This window comes from Domibacillus robiginosus, assembly GCF_000966195.1.
In the GTDB taxonomy this organism is placed as follows: Bacteria; Bacillota; Bacilli; order Bacillales; family Domibacillaceae; genus Domibacillus; species Domibacillus robiginosus.
Genome location: NZ_LAHL01000077.1, coordinates 1 through 17345 on the forward strand (window position 1 = coordinate 1; position 17345 = coordinate 17345).

General features: G+C 40.9%; 14 protein-coding genes. All 14 read left to right on the forward strand.

Annotated elements, in window-relative coordinates; genetic code table 11:
• Positions 1 to 139: 139 nt before the first annotated feature.
• The 14 genes from VP97_RS22280 (at position 140) to VP97_RS22345 (ending at position 17113) form a co-directional block, all read left to right on the forward strand.
• Positions 140 to 1783: a PucR family transcriptional regulator gene (locus tag VP97_RS22280; RefSeq protein ID WP_050184348.1), complete on the forward strand. Its 1644-nt coding sequence runs from the start codon at positions 140 to 142 to the stop codon at positions 1781 to 1783.
• A 305-nt stretch (positions 1784 to 2088) separates the two neighbouring features.
• On the forward strand, positions 2089 to 3570 hold the full coding sequence (locus VP97_RS22285; protein WP_050184349.1) for an alanine/glycine:cation symporter family protein: 1482 nt from the start codon (positions 2089 to 2091) through the stop codon (positions 3568 to 3570).
• Between the two features lie 316 nt (positions 3571 to 3886).
• Positions 3887 to 4579 (forward strand): SDR family oxidoreductase, encoded by a 693-nt coding sequence (locus VP97_RS22290; RefSeq protein ID WP_050184350.1) that lies wholly within the window; start codon positions 3887 to 3889, stop codon positions 4577 to 4579.
• A gap of 385 nt (positions 4580 to 4964) precedes the next feature.
• Entirely contained in the window at positions 4965 to 6422 is a 1458-nt protein-coding gene (locus tag VP97_RS22295) for a CoA-acylating methylmalonate-semialdehyde dehydrogenase (RefSeq protein WP_050184351.1), read from the forward strand.
• 45 nt (positions 6423 to 6467) lie between these two features.
• A complete protein-coding gene (locus VP97_RS22300) occupies positions 6468 to 7808 on the forward strand; it encodes an aspartate aminotransferase family protein (RefSeq protein WP_050184360.1) in 1341 nt (446 codons plus the stop codon).
• A 347-nt stretch (positions 7809 to 8155) separates the two neighbouring features.
• Positions 8156 to 9637: an alanine/glycine:cation symporter family protein gene (locus tag VP97_RS22305; RefSeq protein ID WP_050184352.1), complete on the forward strand. Its 1482-nt coding sequence runs from the start codon at positions 8156 to 8158 to the stop codon at positions 9635 to 9637.
• Positions 9638 to 9771: 134 nt separating this feature from the next.
• The gene (locus tag VP97_RS22310; protein WP_050184353.1) at positions 9772 to 11292 is read left to right on the forward strand and encodes an aldehyde dehydrogenase family protein; all 1521 of its coding nucleotides are present in this window, start codon (positions 9772 to 9774) and stop codon (positions 11290 to 11292) included.
• A gap of 38 nt (positions 11293 to 11330) precedes the next feature.
• Entirely contained in the window at positions 11331 to 12518 is a 1188-nt protein-coding gene (locus tag VP97_RS22315) for an NAD(P)/FAD-dependent oxidoreductase (RefSeq protein ID WP_050184354.1), read from the forward strand.
• 53 nt (positions 12519 to 12571) lie between these two features.
• Positions 12572 to 13489, forward strand: coding sequence for a 4-hydroxy-tetrahydrodipicolinate synthase (gene dapA / locus VP97_RS22320; protein WP_050184355.1), 918 nt, complete (start codon positions 12572 to 12574; stop codon positions 13487 to 13489).
• Between the two features lie 72 nt (positions 13490 to 13561).
• Entirely contained in the window at positions 13562 to 14350 is a 789-nt protein-coding gene (locus tag VP97_RS22325; RefSeq protein ID WP_050184356.1) for an aspartate/glutamate racemase family protein, read from the forward strand.
• A 251-nt stretch (positions 14351 to 14601) separates the two neighbouring features.
• Positions 14602 to 14874: a (2Fe-2S)-binding protein gene (locus VP97_RS22330; RefSeq protein ID WP_082220508.1), complete on the forward strand. Its 273-nt coding sequence runs from the start codon at positions 14602 to 14604 to the stop codon at positions 14872 to 14874.
• Positions 14871 to 15206 carry a (2Fe-2S)-binding protein gene (locus VP97_RS22335; protein ID WP_050184357.1) on the forward strand — a complete coding sequence of 112 codons (336 nt, stop codon included), beginning with the start codon at positions 14871 to 14873 and terminating at the stop codon, positions 15204 to 15206. The genes VP97_RS22330 and VP97_RS22335 overlap by 4 nt, the downstream gene beginning before the upstream one ends.
• Positions 15203 to 16417 (forward strand): NAD(P)/FAD-dependent oxidoreductase, encoded by a 1215-nt coding sequence (locus tag VP97_RS22340; protein WP_050184358.1) that lies wholly within the window; start codon positions 15203 to 15205, stop codon positions 16415 to 16417. Before VP97_RS22335 ends, VP97_RS22340 begins: the two co-directional genes overlap by 4 nt.
• Before the next feature lie 153 nt (positions 16418 to 16570).
• Positions 16571 to 17113, forward strand: coding sequence for an NAD(P)H-dependent oxidoreductase (locus VP97_RS22345; RefSeq protein ID WP_050184359.1), 543 nt, complete (start codon positions 16571 to 16573; stop codon positions 17111 to 17113).
• Positions 17114 to 17345: the final 232 nt, after the last annotated feature.

Genomic DNA, 17345 nt, shown 5'->3' on the forward strand with positions numbered 1-17345 from the left:
AACAGTTTATTATTAGCTTATCAAATTCTTACGCTTCATCTTTAAAATGTTAAAAGAACTTCAACGGCATTTTACGTGAGTTTAATAATGAGAAGAGAAATATTAGTACTTGTCCAAAACGAAAAAGGAGAAGTTGCCCATGAATTTTGAAGTTAAATTATCGGTGGATGAAATTTTGAAAACGAAACATTTTGAAAGTGCTGAAGTTTTAGCGGGTAAAGCGGGGCTTGCACGGCTTGTACGCTGGGTCCATGTTATGGAAGTCGATTCAATTGAAAATCTCTTAAATGGGAATGAATTAATCCTTTCTACAGGAGTTGGATGGAAGGGGGATGAAAAAACTTTTACTTCATTAATTCAACAATCAATTGATGCTAATGCAGCTGGTCTTTGCATTGAGTTAGGAACGTACATCTCTAAAATACCGGAAGGAGCATTACAACTAGCTGATACACATGACTTTCCCCTAATTGTTTTTCAAAAAAAAGTAAGATTTATTGACATTACACAGGAAATACACAGCCTTTTAATCAAAAAGCATTATAGAATATTAACGGATTTAGAAGATTACTCAAACAGGTTAAATCAGCTTCTTCTTTCTTCAAACCCGCAGCAGCGAATTTTACAGTTAATACATGAACATCTCAAGTTAACAGTTTTATACATTACCAATCAAGGTGACATCGAAATTATTTCGAAGAAGGAAAGAGAAGAGGAAGAGAAAATAATAAAACTGTTTAAAAGCAACAGCATATCAAAGCATATGAACGTTGCACATCAATCGGTACAGGCTTTAAACCAAACTTTTGCGGATCTCTTTGTTTTTTCGGAATCGGGTTCCATAACAGAATTTGAATCCCTTATTTTAGATCGCAGTGCTACAGCTTTAGCACAAAGCCTTTTGCGTGAATTGTATATTGAGGAACAAAGAAAAACCAAGGAAGCGGAATGGGTACGGCGCTGGCTTGAAGGAGAAAACAGTGTTGAACAGATTCAAAAATATCTTTCAGAGCTTGAACCTGCTCTTAAATCCAATAGCTATACTGTTTTGCTTTGTAAAGCCAGTGACATAGACAAAGCAAGTGCAGAATTTAACTATTTGAAAATATACTACCGCTCGATATTTGAACAAAGAGGCATATTTTTATTGGCTAATATTGAAAAAAACCAAATGACTTTTATTCTTATAAACAAATGGAAGAATGAGGATTTTAAGCGCAGAATACAGGAAGGAGTAGAAGGGTTAAAGAAATCTGACTTCATAAAAAAATACAAATTTTCAGATTTGGAATTTAGCGTCGGTAAAATTGTTACCAATCTAGGCGGAGTAAGAAACAGTTATTCTACAGCAAAAGAGACAATGAATATTCGAGAAAAAATACCCAATGAATTAAACAGTTATTTTTACGAAGATTTATATATCTTTCGGATGGTGTTGGCTGCTCATGACCAGGGAATCCTTAACGAATTCATCGAAGATTATTTAGGGCCAGTTTTATTACAGGATCAGCAGAATAGCGGTGAATTATTAAAAACATTGAAAACATATTTACAGTGTAAAGGCGCAAAAAAAGAAACTGCTGAACAACTCCACATTGTCCGGCAAACACTGTACCATCGACTCGAAAAATTATATGAGTTAATTGGAAGAGATTTTATGGACCCGTATAAACGTCAGGCCATAGAAGTCGCTATTTCCGCCCATGAATATATCTCTGCTTCTCAACCTAAGCTTGAACATGAAAGTACTACATTTCCGCGTATGGTTAACAGTTTTTATTAAACCAAGGTCTTTGGTTCTGTTTGGAATCTATTACCTGCAACATAGCAGCACTCTTTACTCTTTAGCACTTTGAGCAGTTCAAAAGAGGACAATGATACGCTAAAATTCATTTCACCGTTTAGATACAAATGATAGATGTTTAAGCAACGAAGTGGATGATACCTCCAAAAAATTTGTTCTAATAGCAGCAAAGACAGACCGTTTAGATTTTCTATCTTTTTTAGTTTAAAAAAGAAGGATTGTAGAACATTTATCATTTTTACAAATCCGTAAATTAAAAATCTAGGTAAAAGGGGTGTTTGTTTGTGGGAGATTTAGTAAATTGGCTGAATGGTTATGTGTGGAGCTCGTGGCTTGTATATGGATTTTTAGGGATCGGGCTGCTGTTTTCGGTTTGCACCCGTTTTGTCCAAATAAGATTTATAAAAGACATGATCAAGCTGTCTTTTCAAGGAGGTGATTCAAAAGCCGGCGTTACGTCTTTTCAAGCACTGACTATGTCACTTGGCAGCCGGGTCGGCACTGGAAATATCGCCGGTGTGGCTACTGCTATTGCTCTGGGAGGACCGGGAGCCGTTTTTTGGATGTGGATGACCGCCTTTTTGGGCAGCGCTACGTCGTTTATTGAAATCACGCTCACCCAGATCTATAAAAGAAAGATCGACGGGCAGTACCGGGGCGGGACGCCTTATTACATTGAAAAAGGACTGAAGTTCAGGAAGTTTGCCATTTTCTCGGCCGTTCTCACGTTGATTGTAATGAGCTGTTTATGGCCGGGGGTTCAGGCGAACACAGTGGCCTTAACAATGAACAGCGCTTTTGGAATACCCCCTGTAGTAACTGGGATCAGTATCATTGTACTGATGGGGATTATCATTTTTGGCGGCGTAAAGCGGATTGCTAAAACGGCAGAGATTATGGTGCCGTTTATGGCCCTTGGTTATATCATCGTTTGTATCATCGTGTTAAGCTTGAACTTTTCCCAAATTCCCAGTGTCCTTTCGCTGATTTTCACCAGTGCGTTTAATTTAAATTCCACTTTTGGCGGATTAATGGGTTCTGCGATTGCATGGGGCGTACAAAGGGGGGTTTACTCGAGTGCAGCCGGTCTAGGCAGTGAAACGTTTGAATCAGGTGCGGCGGAAGTCTCCCACCCGGCCAAACAAGGTCTGGTTCAGGCTTTCTCCGTTTACATTGATACCTTGCTTATCTGTTCTGCGACCGCATTTATGATTTTGATCACAGGCATGTACAATGTGGAACCGGAAGGAATGGCTCCTATTATGAATCAGGCTGGAGACGCGGAGCCATCAGTTTATACTCAGCTTGCTGTTGATTCAGTCCTGCCGCAATTCGGCGCGGGTTTCCTGGCGGTTTCTCTATTCTTTTTCTGCTTTACTACGCTGCTGTCTTATTATTACAAAGCAGAAACAAACCTTGTATTTTTAACTTATGGCCAAAAAACAGCATCGAACTGGCCCACTCATGTCTTAAAAGTTGTCCTATTGATCGCTTCATTTTACGGAAGTGTGAAAACAGCCGCTGTTGTATGGGCAATGGGTGATTTAGGGGTAGGGGCTATGGCATGGGTAAACCTTACTGTAATTCTTCTTCTCACCAAGCCAGCATTGCAGGCATTAAAAGATTATGAGGTGCAGAAAAAAGCAGGGAAAGATCCTGTTTTTAACCCGGCAGAGCTGGGGATCAAAGATGCCGAATTTTGGGAGGAAAAGTATAAAGAAACGCAAGGAAATGAAACAGAAAAAAGAAAAACCTTGTCTAGCTAAAAATTGGCCAGCAGTAAAAGCTTTGATGAAAAGACTAAGGGTTCACAGCATAGGGGAAAGGGCAGGCATTATACAGATAAGGTATATTCCGTTTTTTTTACAATCCTCTCCACAAGTAGAGTTTACAGGGAGAGGGTTGTTTTGTGTTTAACGGTTTAAAGATAAAAAAACTTTCCTTATATATCCATATGCCGAGGTGGGTATCTATGATCAGAAGTGTAAAGTGTAAGTTAGGTCTTGTTTTAAACAGTACTTTTCAGATATTTATCTATCCATCAAGGGGCCAATCTTGTATAAGGAAAGAAAGGGGATTTACATGGATATTCGTATTGTTGTTATTACAGGGGCTGGGAGCGGGTTAGGGGCCTCGCTGGCAAAAAAATATTCTGATCTAGGCTGCTATGTATGTTTGCTTGGACGAACTCAAACAAAACTTATTCGAACAGCTGAAACATTAAGCCGCAACCATTCTATTTATGAAGTAGACATTTCATCTAAAAAGGATGTAGCGAAGGTTATGCAAGTAATTAAAGAAGAAGTTGGACAAATCGATCTATTAATCAACAATGCAGGAGTTGGGATTTTTGATTTGGCCGAAAATTTAAATGAAGAATCTATCCACCAAATGATTGATATTAACTTAAAAGGTACCATCTTCTGTACGCAAGAAGTATTAAACGACATGAAAAAGAGAAATCAAGGTTATATTGTCAACATTGTTTCTCTGTCAGGTAAGAGGGGAAAAGCTACCGAGTCAGTTTATAGTGCAAGTAAATTTGGCACAAGAGGATTTACTGAAAGTTTAGCGATTGAACTTGAGGATACTGGCATTAGGATATTTGGAGCTTACATGGGAAATATGAAAACAGAATTATGGGAGGGGGCTAGAACGGAGGAAACGTATATGGAACCGGATGATGTTGCAGATATCATTATGGAAAGTATCAAACCGCGAAAATATGTATCAGTTGAAGAAGTTATTATTAAAAATAATAAAGAAAAATATTAATAAAGACAGCATTTATATAAAAGCTGCACCATATTCAGGATAAGGGTTACTCCGTCAAAATCTTTGATTTAGATGGAGAAGTTCACAGGGCCCTTGTAAACTGTTTAATGACATCAAAGCTGTGAGTTTATTATGGATGAATACACCTCTGAATTAGATCGGCAGATACACATTCCTCCGTCGTTTAAATGACCAAAACTTTGACCGAAATCCTTAAAAGGGTTTCTTTTTTTTATGACAACTTGTAAATAATTTTATCAACTCTTATTCAGGATGCAGAAAAAAATGACAGAATATTTTACACCTTGTCTAATGGTCTATATTTATATAACCAATATAATAATCTCAAGATATCACTAAGCTTTCATAAACAGGAGGTTTTATCGTGGAATTAACAAAGGAAGTTCAAATGCTAAAGAACTATATTGGTGGACAATGGTTAAAGTCGGCAAGTGCGCAAATTGAAGAAGTCCCAAATCCAGCAACTGGAGAAATCATTGCCCGCATTCCAATTTCTACTCGTGAAGAGTTAGACCAAGCCGTTTTGGCTGCTAAGGAAGCTTTTAAAAAATGGAGAAAAGTTGCGGTACCTCGACGCGCTCGTATTTTGTTCCGCTATCAACAACTATTAGTTGAGAACTGGGAAGACTTAGCGAAAATTATCACCTTGGAAAACGGAAAAAGTTACGCCGAAGCTTACGGAGAAGTACAACGAGGAATTGAATGTGTGGAATTTGCCGCAGGTGCTCCTACTTTAATGATGGGAGATCAGCTTCCCGATATCGCTACTGGTGTTGAATCAGGCATGTATCGCTATCCAATTGGCGTTATTGGCGGAATCACACCTTTTAATTTTCCTATGATGGTTCCGTGCTGGATGTTCCCGCTTGCCATTGCATGTGGAAACACGTTTGTATTGAAGCCTTCTGAAAGAACACCATTGCTGGCTAATCGTTTAGCTGAATTGTTTAAAGAAGCAGGACTGCCAGATGGAGTATTAAACATTGTCCATGGAGCTCATGATGTCGTGAATGGCATTTTGGAAAATGAGGATATAAAAGCAGTATCTTTTGTAGGGTCTCAGCCTGTAGCTGAGTATGTTTATAAACAAGCGGCAGCGAACGGCAAACGTGTCCAAGCTTTAGCAGGAGCAAAAAATCATTCCATCGTTATGCCTGATGCGGATTTAGATAATGCCGTAACCAATATTACAGGCGCAGCTTTTGGATCTGCAGGTGAGCGCTGTATGGCAGCTTCAGTCGTTGTGGCAGTTGGAAACGTTGCGGACGAATTAATCGGCCGGCTAAAAAAAGCAGCCGATGATATTAAAATAGGAAACGGAATGGATGAAGGTGTATTCCTTGGGCCTGTTATCCGTGAATCACATAAAGACCGCACCCTTGGTTACATTGAAAGCGGCCAAGCAGAAGGTGCTTCCCTCATTCGAGATGGAAGAAATGATGCAGGGAATGAACAGGGCTACTTTGTCGGACCGACGATCTTTGACAACGTGCAGCCTGGAATGAAAATCTGGCAGGATGAAATTTTTGCTCCGGTGCTGTCCATTGTTCGGGTGGAGAATTTGGAAGAAGCCATTGAACTGACAAATGAGTCAGAGTTCGCAAACGGTGCATGTTTGTATACAGACAGTGCGAAAGCCATTCGGGAATTCCGTGAAGAAATAGATGCAGGCATGCTAGGCGTTAATCTTGGAGTTCCGGCTCCTATGGCGTTCTTCCCGTTCTCAGGCTATAAAAAATCTTTTTACGGCGACCTTCATGCAAATGGAAAAGATGGAGTAGAATTCTACACTCGCAAGAAAATGCTTACGGCCCGCTATTAAAAAACGGATATAAAACTATAGAGGAATAGAATGGAGCTGATCATGATGCAAGTAACAGAACAAACACAAAACCTGCAAAAAACAGATGAAAAATACCTTTGGCATGCGATGAAGGGAGCGGCTCCTAACGCGGCAAATATAATTGCTACCGGAGCAGAAGGAGCCTGGGTGACGGATATTGACGGTAACCGTTATTTAGACGGCATGTCCGGGCTATGGTGTGTAAACGTGGGATATGGCCGAAAAGAGCTTGCCGAAGCAGCTTTTAAACAGCTTCAGGAAATGCCGTATTTTCCTTTAACGCAAAGCCATGTTCCCGCTATTAAGTTAGCAGAGAAATTGAATGAATGGCTTGGGGATGACTACGTTATTTTCTTCTCTAATAGCGGATCAGAAGCGAACGAAACAGCGTTTAAAATCGCCCGGCAATACCACCAGCAAAAAGGGGATCATAACCGTTACAAGTTTATTTCACGCTACCGCGCTTATCATGGAAATTCGATGGGCGCTCTTGCCGCAACTGGCCAGGCACAGCGAAAATACAAATACGAGCCGCTCGGCCAGGGGTTTCTGCACGTAGCGCCGCCGGATGTATACCGCAATCCAGATGATGCCCAGACGCTGGCCAGTGCTGATGACATCGATCGTGTTATGACATGGGAGCTAAGCGACACCGTTGCTGGTATGATTATGGAACCGATTATTACAGGAGGCGGGATTTTAATGCCTCCTGATGGATACATGAAAAAAGTAAAAGAAATTTGTGAGAAGCACGGTGCGCTCCTTATTTGTGATGAAGTGATATGTGGATTTGGCCGGACAGGAAAACCATTTGGGTTTATGAATTATGATGTGAAGCCAGATATTATTACAATGGCAAAAGGCATTACCAGTGCGTATCTTCCTTTATCAGCAACAGCTGTTAAAAGAGAGATTTATGAGGCGTATACAGGCACAGAGGATTATGACCGCTTCCGTCATGTAAACACCTTTGGAGGAAATCCAGCTGCCTGCGCACTGGCTTTGAAGAATTTGGAAATCATGGAGGATGAGAACCTCATTGAACGCTCTAGAGCGTTGGGTGAACGGCTTTTGCAGGAACTAGAAGTACTCAAAGAGCATCCAAATGTGGGAGATGTTCGTGGAAAGGGCCTTCTTTTAGGTATTGAACTTGTAAAAGATAAGCAGACAAAAGAACCGGCTGCTATAGATAAAATGAACAAAGTTATCGGTTTGTGTAAAGAAAAAGGATTGCTCATCGGGAAGAATGGAGACACAGTCGCAGGGTATAATAATGTTTTGCAGCTTTCTCCGCCATTGAGTATTACAGAAGAAGATTTTACATTTATAGTTAAAACGTTAACAGAAAGCATCCTTCAACTTTAATTAATAGACTGTAGAAATGAATGAAATCGATACTGGATAAAACGATGGGCATAGCTCCATCGTTTTATTTATATAAGCTGAAAATAAGGGAAGAAGCAAAAAATAATTTCTGAAGGATGCTAGTTCTAATTGAAGCAAAAATGATCGGTTCGGTTTTCTCTCTTTGATATAGAAAGAAGAGTCATTCGAATATAAATAATGAGTGTTAGATGAATAAACTAAAAATCTTGACACTGTGTCTAATGTTATCGTTTTATGAGTACTTTATCTTAAAATAAATGTTTCATTAATTTTAAATATTATATGGAGGATGATGAAGCAAAAATTAAGTGAAGAGGTGTTTGTTTATGGAAAGTCTCGTAAATTGGCTAAATGGATATGTATGGAGTCCAGTGCTTGTGTATGGGTTTTTAGGACTTGGGCTTCTATTTTCTATTTTTACACGATTTGTCCAGTTAAGGTTTATAAAAGACATGATTAAGCTCTCCTTCGAAGGAGGAGATTCAAAAGCCGGTGTTACGTCTTTTCAAGCGCTGGCGATGTCATTGGGCAGCCGGGTGGGAACGGGAAATATAGCCGGCGTGGCTACCGCCATTGCCTTGGGAGGGCCCGGAGCGATTTTTTGGATGTGGGTTACCGCCTTCTTGGGCAGCGCTACGTCATTTATTGAAATTACGCTTACTCAGATCTACAAAAGAAAGATCGATGGGCAGTACAGAGGTGGGACACCTTATTACATTGAAAAGGGACTGAAGCTCAGAAAGCTTGCCGTTTTCTCTGCCGTTCTCACGTTAATAGTGATGAGCTGTTTATGGCCGGGTGTCCAGGCGAACACAGTGGCGCTCACGATGAACAGCGCTTTTGGAATGCCTCCTGTTGTAACAGGCGTCAGTATTGTTGTGCTGCTGGGGTTTATCATTTTTGGCGGCGTGAAGCGAATTGCCAAAACGGCAGAAATCATGGTGCCGTTTATGGCGATTGGCTATATCATCGTTTGTATTATCGTGTTAATCCTGAACTTTTCCCAAATTCCCAGTGTCATTTCGTTGATTTTCACCAGTGCTTTTAATTTAAACGCCACTTTTGGAGGGCTGCTGGGATCTGCGATTGCATGGGGCGTACAAAGAGGTGTGTACTCCAGTGGAGCTGGTATCGGTAGTGAAACGTTTGAATCAGGTGCAGCGGAAGTATCCCACCCAGCCAAACAAGGTTTGGTTCAAGTTTTCTCTGTTTATATTAATACGCTGTTTATCTGTTCTGCAACCGCATTCATGATCTTAATTACAGGCATGTACAATGTGGAACCGGAAGGGATGGCTCCTATTGTGAATAAGATTGGGAATGTTGAGCCCTCTGTGTATACACAGCTCGCTGTTGATTCCGTCCTGCCGCGATTTGGAGCAGGCTTCCTGGCAATTTCGTTGTTCTTTTTCTGTTTTACTACGCTGCTGTCTTATTATTACAAAGCAGAAACGAACCTTGCTTTTCTGACACAAAACCAAAAAGCAAAGTCTAGCTGGCCGAACCATGTCTTGAAAATTATCCTTTTGATTACTTCATTATACGGAAGTGTGAAGTCTGCAGCGGTGGTGTGGGCAATGGGTGATTTGGGAATGGGGGCCATGGCCTGGGTAAACCTCGTTGCGATTTTTCTTCTAACCAAGCCGGCACTACGGGTGTTAAAAGATTACGAAATGCAGAAAAAGGCAGGAAAAGACCCTGTTTTTAACCCGGCAGAGCTGGGAATCAAAAACGCCGAGTTTTGGGAAGAAAAATATAAAGAAAGTCAAGTCAAGGTTAGACGATATGATCGAAGAAAGCTGAGTTAATGCCAGATGCGTCCAAGAATTTGAGAAAGATATTTTACACACTGTCCAATGAAGAACAGGACAAACTAATTTATCTTTAACTTATAGAAAAGTTAATAAATGTTTAACTTAACAATTTAGAGAGGTGGATCTTGATGATTTTGGAAACAGCAGATATTAACTCCGTTTTAACTAGTAATGATACTACCCAAAAAATGTACATAAACGGTGAATGGGTATTAAGTGAAACCAATCAAACGAGTAAAATTATCAATCCTGCAAATGGGGAAGTAATTGGAACAGTGGCGGAAGGTTCAGCTGAAGATGCTAAAAAAGCAATTGAAGCTGCACGAAAGGCGTTTTATGACAATGGCTGGATGAATAGCCGGGCTAGAGATCGGGCAGAGCTTCTTCTCAAAATATCAAATAAGCTGGAAGAAAGAAAAGAAGAGTTTGCCTACCTGGATACATTAAATAATGGAAAAACATTAAGAGAGTCATTGGCGGATGTTGAAGATGCGGTAAACCAATTACGTTATTATGCAGGGTTAGCTACAAAACCGCATGGCCAGACCTATGATGTGCCAGATGACATTCAAGCAATGGTTGTCCGTGAAGCAATCGGTGTTGTAGGAATCATTGTTCCATGGAACTACCCACTCGTTATGGCAAACCAAAAAATTGCTGCTGCGCTCGCTGCGGGCTGCACAATAGTGGTAAAACCAGCAGAAATAACACCACTTTCTGTTATCCGCCTGTTTGAGATTATCGAAGAAGTAGGATTTCCTCCTGGTGTTGTGAATTTAGTTCTAGGTTCTGGGAGAAAAGTTGGAGCGGAATTGGTTTCTAACCCGGATGTAGATAAAATCTCTTTTACAGGCGGTACTGATACAGGGATTAAATTAATGAAATCAGCAGCTGATACAGTGAAAAAGATTAGTTTAGAATTGGGTGGGAAATCTCCAAACATTGTTTTTGCTGATGCAGACTTTGACACTGCTGTTAGTTATGCACTAGATGCTATTTTTGCCAATCAAGGCCAGGTGTGTTCAGCAGGCTCACGGTTGGTATTAGAAGAAAGTTTATATGAAAAATTTGTTCCTGAACTAGTCAGACGTGCCAGGATGATTAAAATAGGTCCAGGCTGGAATGAAGGTATTGAAATGGGACCTTTAGTATCAGAAGCTCATATGAATACCGTGCTTGATTACATTGAAATTGGCAAAAACGAAGGAGCTACTCTTTTATGCGGGGGCAATCGAATTGTCAAAGGTGACTTCGGAAAAGGGTACTTTGTTGAACCAACTATTTTTGGTGATACAACTCCGGATATGCGAATTGTACAGGAAGAGATCTTTGGCCCTGTGTTAGTCATTCAGACGTTTAAAACAGAAGAAGAAGCGATTGAACTAGCAAATGGTACAGCTTTCGGCCTGGCTGCTGCTGTATTTACCCAGGATGGCGCCAAAGCGCAGCGTGTGATTCGGCAAATACGTGCAGGCATTACGTGGATCAATACGTATCATCCAACGTTTAACGAAGCGCCTTGGGGTGGCTATAAACAGAGCGGAATCGGAAGAGACCTGGGTACGTATGGTTTTGAAGAATATCTGGAAACAAAGCAAATTAATATTAACCTTAAAGTAGAACCATCAGGCTTTTTTGAAGGGAAATAAGAAGAAAAGATAATTCTACTTGGAAAGGAGGCACATACATGAAAAGTTATGACGTTATTGTCATTGGAGCTGGTGTCATTGGTTCCAGCGTAGCCTATCATCTGGCGAAAAAAGGTCTTGAAGTAGCATTGATTGAAAAAGGTGGTATTGCATCTGGTACTTCCAGCCGATGTGACGCAGTAGCACTGATCTGTGATAAAAAACCAGGTATAGATACTGAGATAGGCTTTGCAAGTATTCAGCTTTTCAAGCAATTAGCAAAAGAGTTTTCAGTAGATTTTGAATTTGCTTCACGAGGAAGTTTGTATGTTTGTGAAACAGAGCAGGAGCTCGACATTGCTAAAGGATATGTTTCCGAGCAAGCAAAAGATGGTTATGACATGCGCATGGTGGACAGGCATGAGCTGCAGCAAATTGAGCCTTATTTAGCCGATGATTTAGCCGGTGGAATCTGGACACAAGTAGACTCTTCCATGAATCCTTATAAACTATGCTATGCATTTGTTGAAGAAGGAAGAAAGCTAGGCCTGGACGTGTATGACTATCATTCTGTTCAGAATATTACTTTAGATGTACAAGGAAAAGTCGAAAGTGTCGTAACAGACCGGGGCACCTTTAAAACAAAAAGGATCGTGAACTGTGCCGGCGTATGGTCACCTAAAATTGCAGAAATGGTAGGGGTTCATATACCGATCAGGCCAAGAAAAGGAATGGTATTAATCTCTGAGAAAACGCCATTCAAAGTAGCGAGCCAAAAAGTGCATGAATTCGGATATATGTTATCTAAATTCGAAGATATTCAGTTTAAAAGAAACGTAAGTGAATTAGTTGAAAAACATAACGTAGCTTTTACTATTGAACCGACTGACGCCAATAACTTTTTGGTAGGAGGCCACAGGGCTTTTAAAGGGTATAACATCAGCTCTGAAATTGAAGTGGTGCACGCCATAGCGGAGAGAGCGATTCGATTCTTGCCGAAACTAAAGGAAATTAACTGCATAAGAGCTTATGCAGGAGTCAGGCCCTGGGTTGAAGACCACCTTCCTATTGTATCCGAAGTAGAAGAAGTACCAGGGTTCTTTATAGCCAGCGGACATGAAGGAGACGGTATCAGCATGGCTCCTATTACAGGACGAATGGTCACGCAGCTGATCGCAGGTGAACCAACAGACTTTAACATTGATAAACTGAATTTTTCCAGATATAAGAAAGCCAATGCAGTTTAATAACAATATTCAAATTAATATTCTTAATATTTAAAAAACAGGAGGAATACACTATGAACACTGCACCAAAAGGAATTTTTGTACCATTAATTACCCCATTCCATGATGATGAAAGCATTGATTTCCAGTCCTATAAGAAAGTAATCGACTTTCAAGTTGAAAATGGAGTCCACGGTCTTCTAGTTGGAGGCACAACAGGAGAATACCATGTGATGTCACTGGAGGAACGTAAAAGCTTAATTAAAGCAGGCTGTGAATATGCTGCAGGACGAGTGCCTGTTATGGCAGGTGTTGGATGCTCAACGGCCCAGGAAACAATCGAACTTGCCAATTATGCTGCAGAATGTGGCGCTGAATGGGGACTGGCGCTGCCTCCTTACTATCATAAGACAAGTGAAGAAGGCATTCTTGCATTTTTCAAAGAAATAGCGGCAAAATCAAATGTTGGAATCGTCATTTACAATTATCCAGGCGCAACCGGTGTTACCATTTCGCCTGAAATGATTTACGAATTGAGCCAGGAAGAAAACATTGTAAGTGTTAAAGAGTCTGCAGATTTCGGTCACTTATGTGAAGTGGTAGCTTTGACGAAGGATATTGAAAACTTTACTGTATTTACCGGTGAAGAACACTTTATTCTTCCTACTTTCTCTATTGGAGGACAGGGTGCTTTTGGAATCCTCGTCAACTTGCTTCCTAAGGAACTGGTAGAACTATACGAGCTGATCGTTGAGAAGGGCGATATAAATGCTGCACGGGATTTGAATCGAAAATTATCAAGTATTTATGGCTTAATGGAGGCGGAAGGCAATCCATATCCTGGTCCGGTAAAAGCAGGAATGGACTTGATCGGAATCAAAGGCGGAAAAGTGAGAAAGCCTTTAACACAGCCTACTGACGAGATGAAAACGCAGCTTAAAGAGGAACTGACCAAATTAGGATATGAAGTTAAGTCACTAACGGAAGCGTAATGTGAAAGAAATAAGATGAAGTGTTTCAGAGAATACGTCTGTATTCTCTGAAACTAGAAGGAGGGGCCTTCATTGACCACCAAATCATTGAACAATGAACGGGAATATGGCTACCTGGAAAAAGAAAGCCATATTATCACCATGAAAAAAGGGCAATATGTAGCGGGCTATTCCGTTGGTATTCTTTATTTAGATGACTGCTGGTATCCGGTTTTACCTGGAAACGTTGCTAACCTTTCCACCTACGACTTTCCCGTACAGCTGAAAGTAGTGCCTAACTGTAACCAGGAAAGAATCCATGGAGGCGACCCTACGCTGCTCGATGACATTATAAAAGCAGCTAAACAATTTGAAGCTGAGGGAGCACGCGCCATATGTGCAGCTTGCGGATTTTTTGGGAACTTTCAAGATAAAGTAGCAGCAGCAGTTGATATCCCTGTCTATCTTTCAAGTGTTGTTCAAGTACCTTGGATCAAAACAGGCTTGAAGCCGAGCCAGAAGGTAGGCATGCTGACAGCAGACGCACATGGAATTACGCCTGAGTTATTCAAAAGCTGCGGGGTAGATAATCCGGATATGTGTGTAGTAAAGGATTTGGGAAGACTGCCAGAGTTTTCAGCGATTATCGAAAGCAGAGGATCTTTTGATAATGAAAAAGTGAGAAAAGAAGTAGTGGATGCTGCTGTTCAAATGGTGAATGAAAATCCTGATATTGGGGCCATTCTGCTTGAATGCAGTGATTTACCACCATATGCAGCTGATATTCAAAGAGCAGTAAAGCTTCCAGTATTTGATTTTATTACGATGATCAGATGGGCTCATTTTGCAACCAGCCAAAAGCCATATCACGGATTTATCTAAAAATAGAGATAAACGTAGCATATAAATCTACAAACATCCGAGTTTTTAACATATCTTGATGTGCTACTCTGTACTGTACGTGTGAGACATCTAACGTTCTCTTCTGCGTAAAAATAGTTGGCTGCGCATCTATTTTTAAACAGGAGAAATGTTGATGTCTTTTCTTATAAGTCATTGTATCCCAATGTAAAAACCCTTACAAAATCAATAAGGTCAACCCACCTATTTTGAAAGAAATGGAGGAGAGTTTAATGAATGAGGAGTCAACAGTAGTATGCAGATGCGAAGAAATCACTTTAAAAGAAATTCAAGGAACAATTGAAAAGTTTAACTGTTCTTCACGTGAAGTGAAATTGCGAACACGCGCTGGGATGGGCTCTTGTGGAGGACGGACCTGCCGTAGCACAATTGACCGATTAGTAGAACAGATGGGCGGACCTGTTATTTCTAATGAAGTGCCGCTTAGCTATCGTCCGCCTGTTCGTCCTGTTTCATTCGGCATTTTAGGAGGTGCAAAAGAATGAATTCAATGAGAGTAGAACATCATCCTGTTCTGGGGGATCTTGAAAATCAAAAAGAAATAAAGATTTACTTTGATGGTCAGGAATATACCGCTCATGAAGGGGATACTATTGCCTCTGCCCTGCTCGCGTCTGGAATTCGTACACTTCGCCTTCATGAAGATAAAGCAACTCCCCGTGGGATTTACTGCAATATTGGCCACTGTTTTGAATGTCGAGTAAGGGTGAATGGAAAAAATACAGTTCGTGCTTGTTTAACGCCTGTAGAAAACCATATGCAGATTGAATCGGGCACACCTCTTTCTGCCTCTTTCATAAAAGGAGGTACATTATGATTGATTTAGTTGTTGTAGGAGCAGGACCGGCTGGGCTGGGTGCAGCTATTGCAGCTGCAGAACATGGGTTACAGGTGTGCGTAGTGGATGAGTTTGTAAAGCCCGGTGGACGTTTGTTAGGGCAGCTGCATGAAGAGCCTGATGGAAAATGGGTAAACGGCATTGAAGAAGCTCAAAAACTTTATAGCCGAGCGATTGAGCTGGGTGTGAATATCCTTTGTGGAGTATCCGTGTATGACTTGCAAAAGGTAGACCATGGCTGGTGTGTATATACCACTGATGAAATGATTGAATCTAAATGCCTGCTGCTTGCCACAGGTGCATCGGAAACACCGATTCCAATTCCAGGCTGGACGCTGCCAGGCGTGATGTCGATTGGAGCAGCCCAGGTAATGGGGAATGTGCATCGTGTGAAGCCGGGGGAAAAAGCAATTATCATTGGTGTGAATGTGCTCTCAGTTGCCATTGCGAGAGAGTTGCAATTATGCGGCGTTCATGTTGAAAGTATTTTGCTTCCACAGCCGGGTATTTTAGCAGGGGATGCTGCTCAGCCAGAAAAAATGATGGAGTCGCTTCTCAGATTGTCACATTTAGCTCCTTCACCTTTAATAAGGATGGGAGGGAAATGGGTAAGTCCGAAGCTGGGTGCACGTTTGTTTCCGAAAAACGGATTTAAAATGTGGGGCATTCCGATTCAGCTGCGTAAAACTGCTCTTGAAATATATGGGGAAAATCAAGTCGAGGGCGTACGAATTGCTGAAGTTTCTGCTAGCGGAGATGTTCTGCCTGGAACAGAAAAAACAGTATCTGCGGATTTCGTCTGTATTGCTGGCGGTCTCACTCCGATGTCCGAACTTGCTTCTGTCGCTGGCTGCTCTTTCTGTTATGTCCCTGAACTCGGAGGGCATGTTCCTTTGCACAATGAATTTATGCAAACCAACCTCGCTGGTCTGTATGTAGCAGGCAACATTACAGGCGTTGAAAGCGCTAAAGTCGCCAGAGCTCAAGGAAAAGTAGCAGGCCTTTCGGTAGCGCGTGTGCTTAAAGCCTTAACATATGGTGGCAATGAAAAACTGCACAGCGCTGTTGAAGAGGTTAAAGAGACACGAAAAAATGCACTGATTCAATTCCAGCCGGGCATTGAAGAAGCACGTAGAGAACTTTATGGTAAATTTGATGAAACTCACAAAAAGACGCTGATTTCTATCTAACTACGGAATGTCTATTCTTAATCTTAAATTTCACATTATTTATGAAAAAGGCTATGATATCCGTATTAGAAAAAGTTCTAATGCGGATATCTTTTTGATTATCTACTCAATTGAGTAAAGATTTGCCGAAAGCGCACGATTGGAGGATAAACAATGAAAGCATTAGTTATTGTAGCCCATCCTAATATTGAAAACTCGCTGGTGAACAAAGCTTGGATAGAGGAATTAAAAAAGCATTCAAATATAACCATTCACGATCTTTATGGGGAGTACCCAGATGAACAAATTGATATTGAAAATGAGCAAAAGTTATGTGAAGAACATGACCGGATTATCTGGCAGTTTCCTTTTTACTGGTATAGCTCTCCACCACTGCTTAAAAAATGGCAGGATGAAGTGCTGACACATGGCTGGGCTTATGGCCAGGAAGGGAATAAGCTGCACAATAAAGAGCTTATTTTGGCGGTATCTACGGGAAGCGGTCAGGAAAAGTACCAGGCTGGCGGCCGCAACCACTTCTCTATGAGTGAGCTTTTAAAGCCATTTCAAGCAACCAGCAATTTAATAGGTACAAAATTTTTGCCTGCTTTTATCTTCAACGGATCTTATACGGCTACAGCTGATGAGATCCAAGACAGTGCAAAAAGATATGTTGATTATATTCTCACTGTAGAGACGTTAGAGCGAGTTTATTAAAATTCGTAACCAATGAATGTATGAACCTAAATGCAATTTATTGGATGCCTCCTGTTTTAAAGGAAACATCCACTCACCTGGCAGACAAAGCGATTTTAAAATCTCTCAATAGAGACCGCTTTGTCTTTTTTTTGCACATTTATACAAGATTGGTGTACTGACCTGTTGGCTAGCGTTTTCTTAGTTATCATTTCTGATAAGAATATCTTCCTGCTTGGAGCGTCTACACTTA

Coding starts and splice junctions, on each gene's coding strand:
- VP97_RS22280 (WP_050184348.1), top strand. CDS start 140: ATGAATTTTGAAGTTAAATTATCGGTGGATGAAATTTTGAAAACGAAA.
- VP97_RS22290 (WP_050184350.1), top strand. CDS start 3,887: ATGGATATTCGTATTGTTGTTATTACAGGGGCTGGGAGCGGGTTAGGG.
- VP97_RS22300 (WP_050184360.1), top strand. CDS start 6,468: ATGCAAGTAACAGAACAAACACAAAACCTGCAAAAAACAGATGAAAAA.
- VP97_RS22305 (WP_050184352.1), top strand. CDS start 8,156: ATGGAAAGTCTCGTAAATTGGCTAAATGGATATGTATGGAGTCCAGTG.
- VP97_RS22310 (WP_050184353.1), top strand. CDS start 9,772: ATGATTTTGGAAACAGCAGATATTAACTCCGTTTTAACTAGTAATGAT.
- VP97_RS22315 (WP_050184354.1), top strand. CDS start 11,331: ATGAAAAGTTATGACGTTATTGTCATTGGAGCTGGTGTCATTGGTTCC.
- dapA (WP_050184355.1), top strand. CDS start 12,572: ATGAACACTGCACCAAAAGGAATTTTTGTACCATTAATTACCCCATTC.
- VP97_RS22330 (WP_082220508.1), top strand. CDS start 14,602: ATGAATGAGGAGTCAACAGTAGTATGCAGATGCGAAGAAATCACTTTA.
- VP97_RS22335 (WP_050184357.1), top strand. CDS start 14,871: ATGAATTCAATGAGAGTAGAACATCATCCTGTTCTGGGGGATCTTGAA.
- VP97_RS22340 (WP_050184358.1), top strand. CDS start 15,203: ATGATTGATTTAGTTGTTGTAGGAGCAGGACCGGCTGGGCTGGGTGCA.
- VP97_RS22345 (WP_050184359.1), top strand. CDS start 16,571: ATGAAAGCATTAGTTATTGTAGCCCATCCTAATATTGAAAACTCGCTG.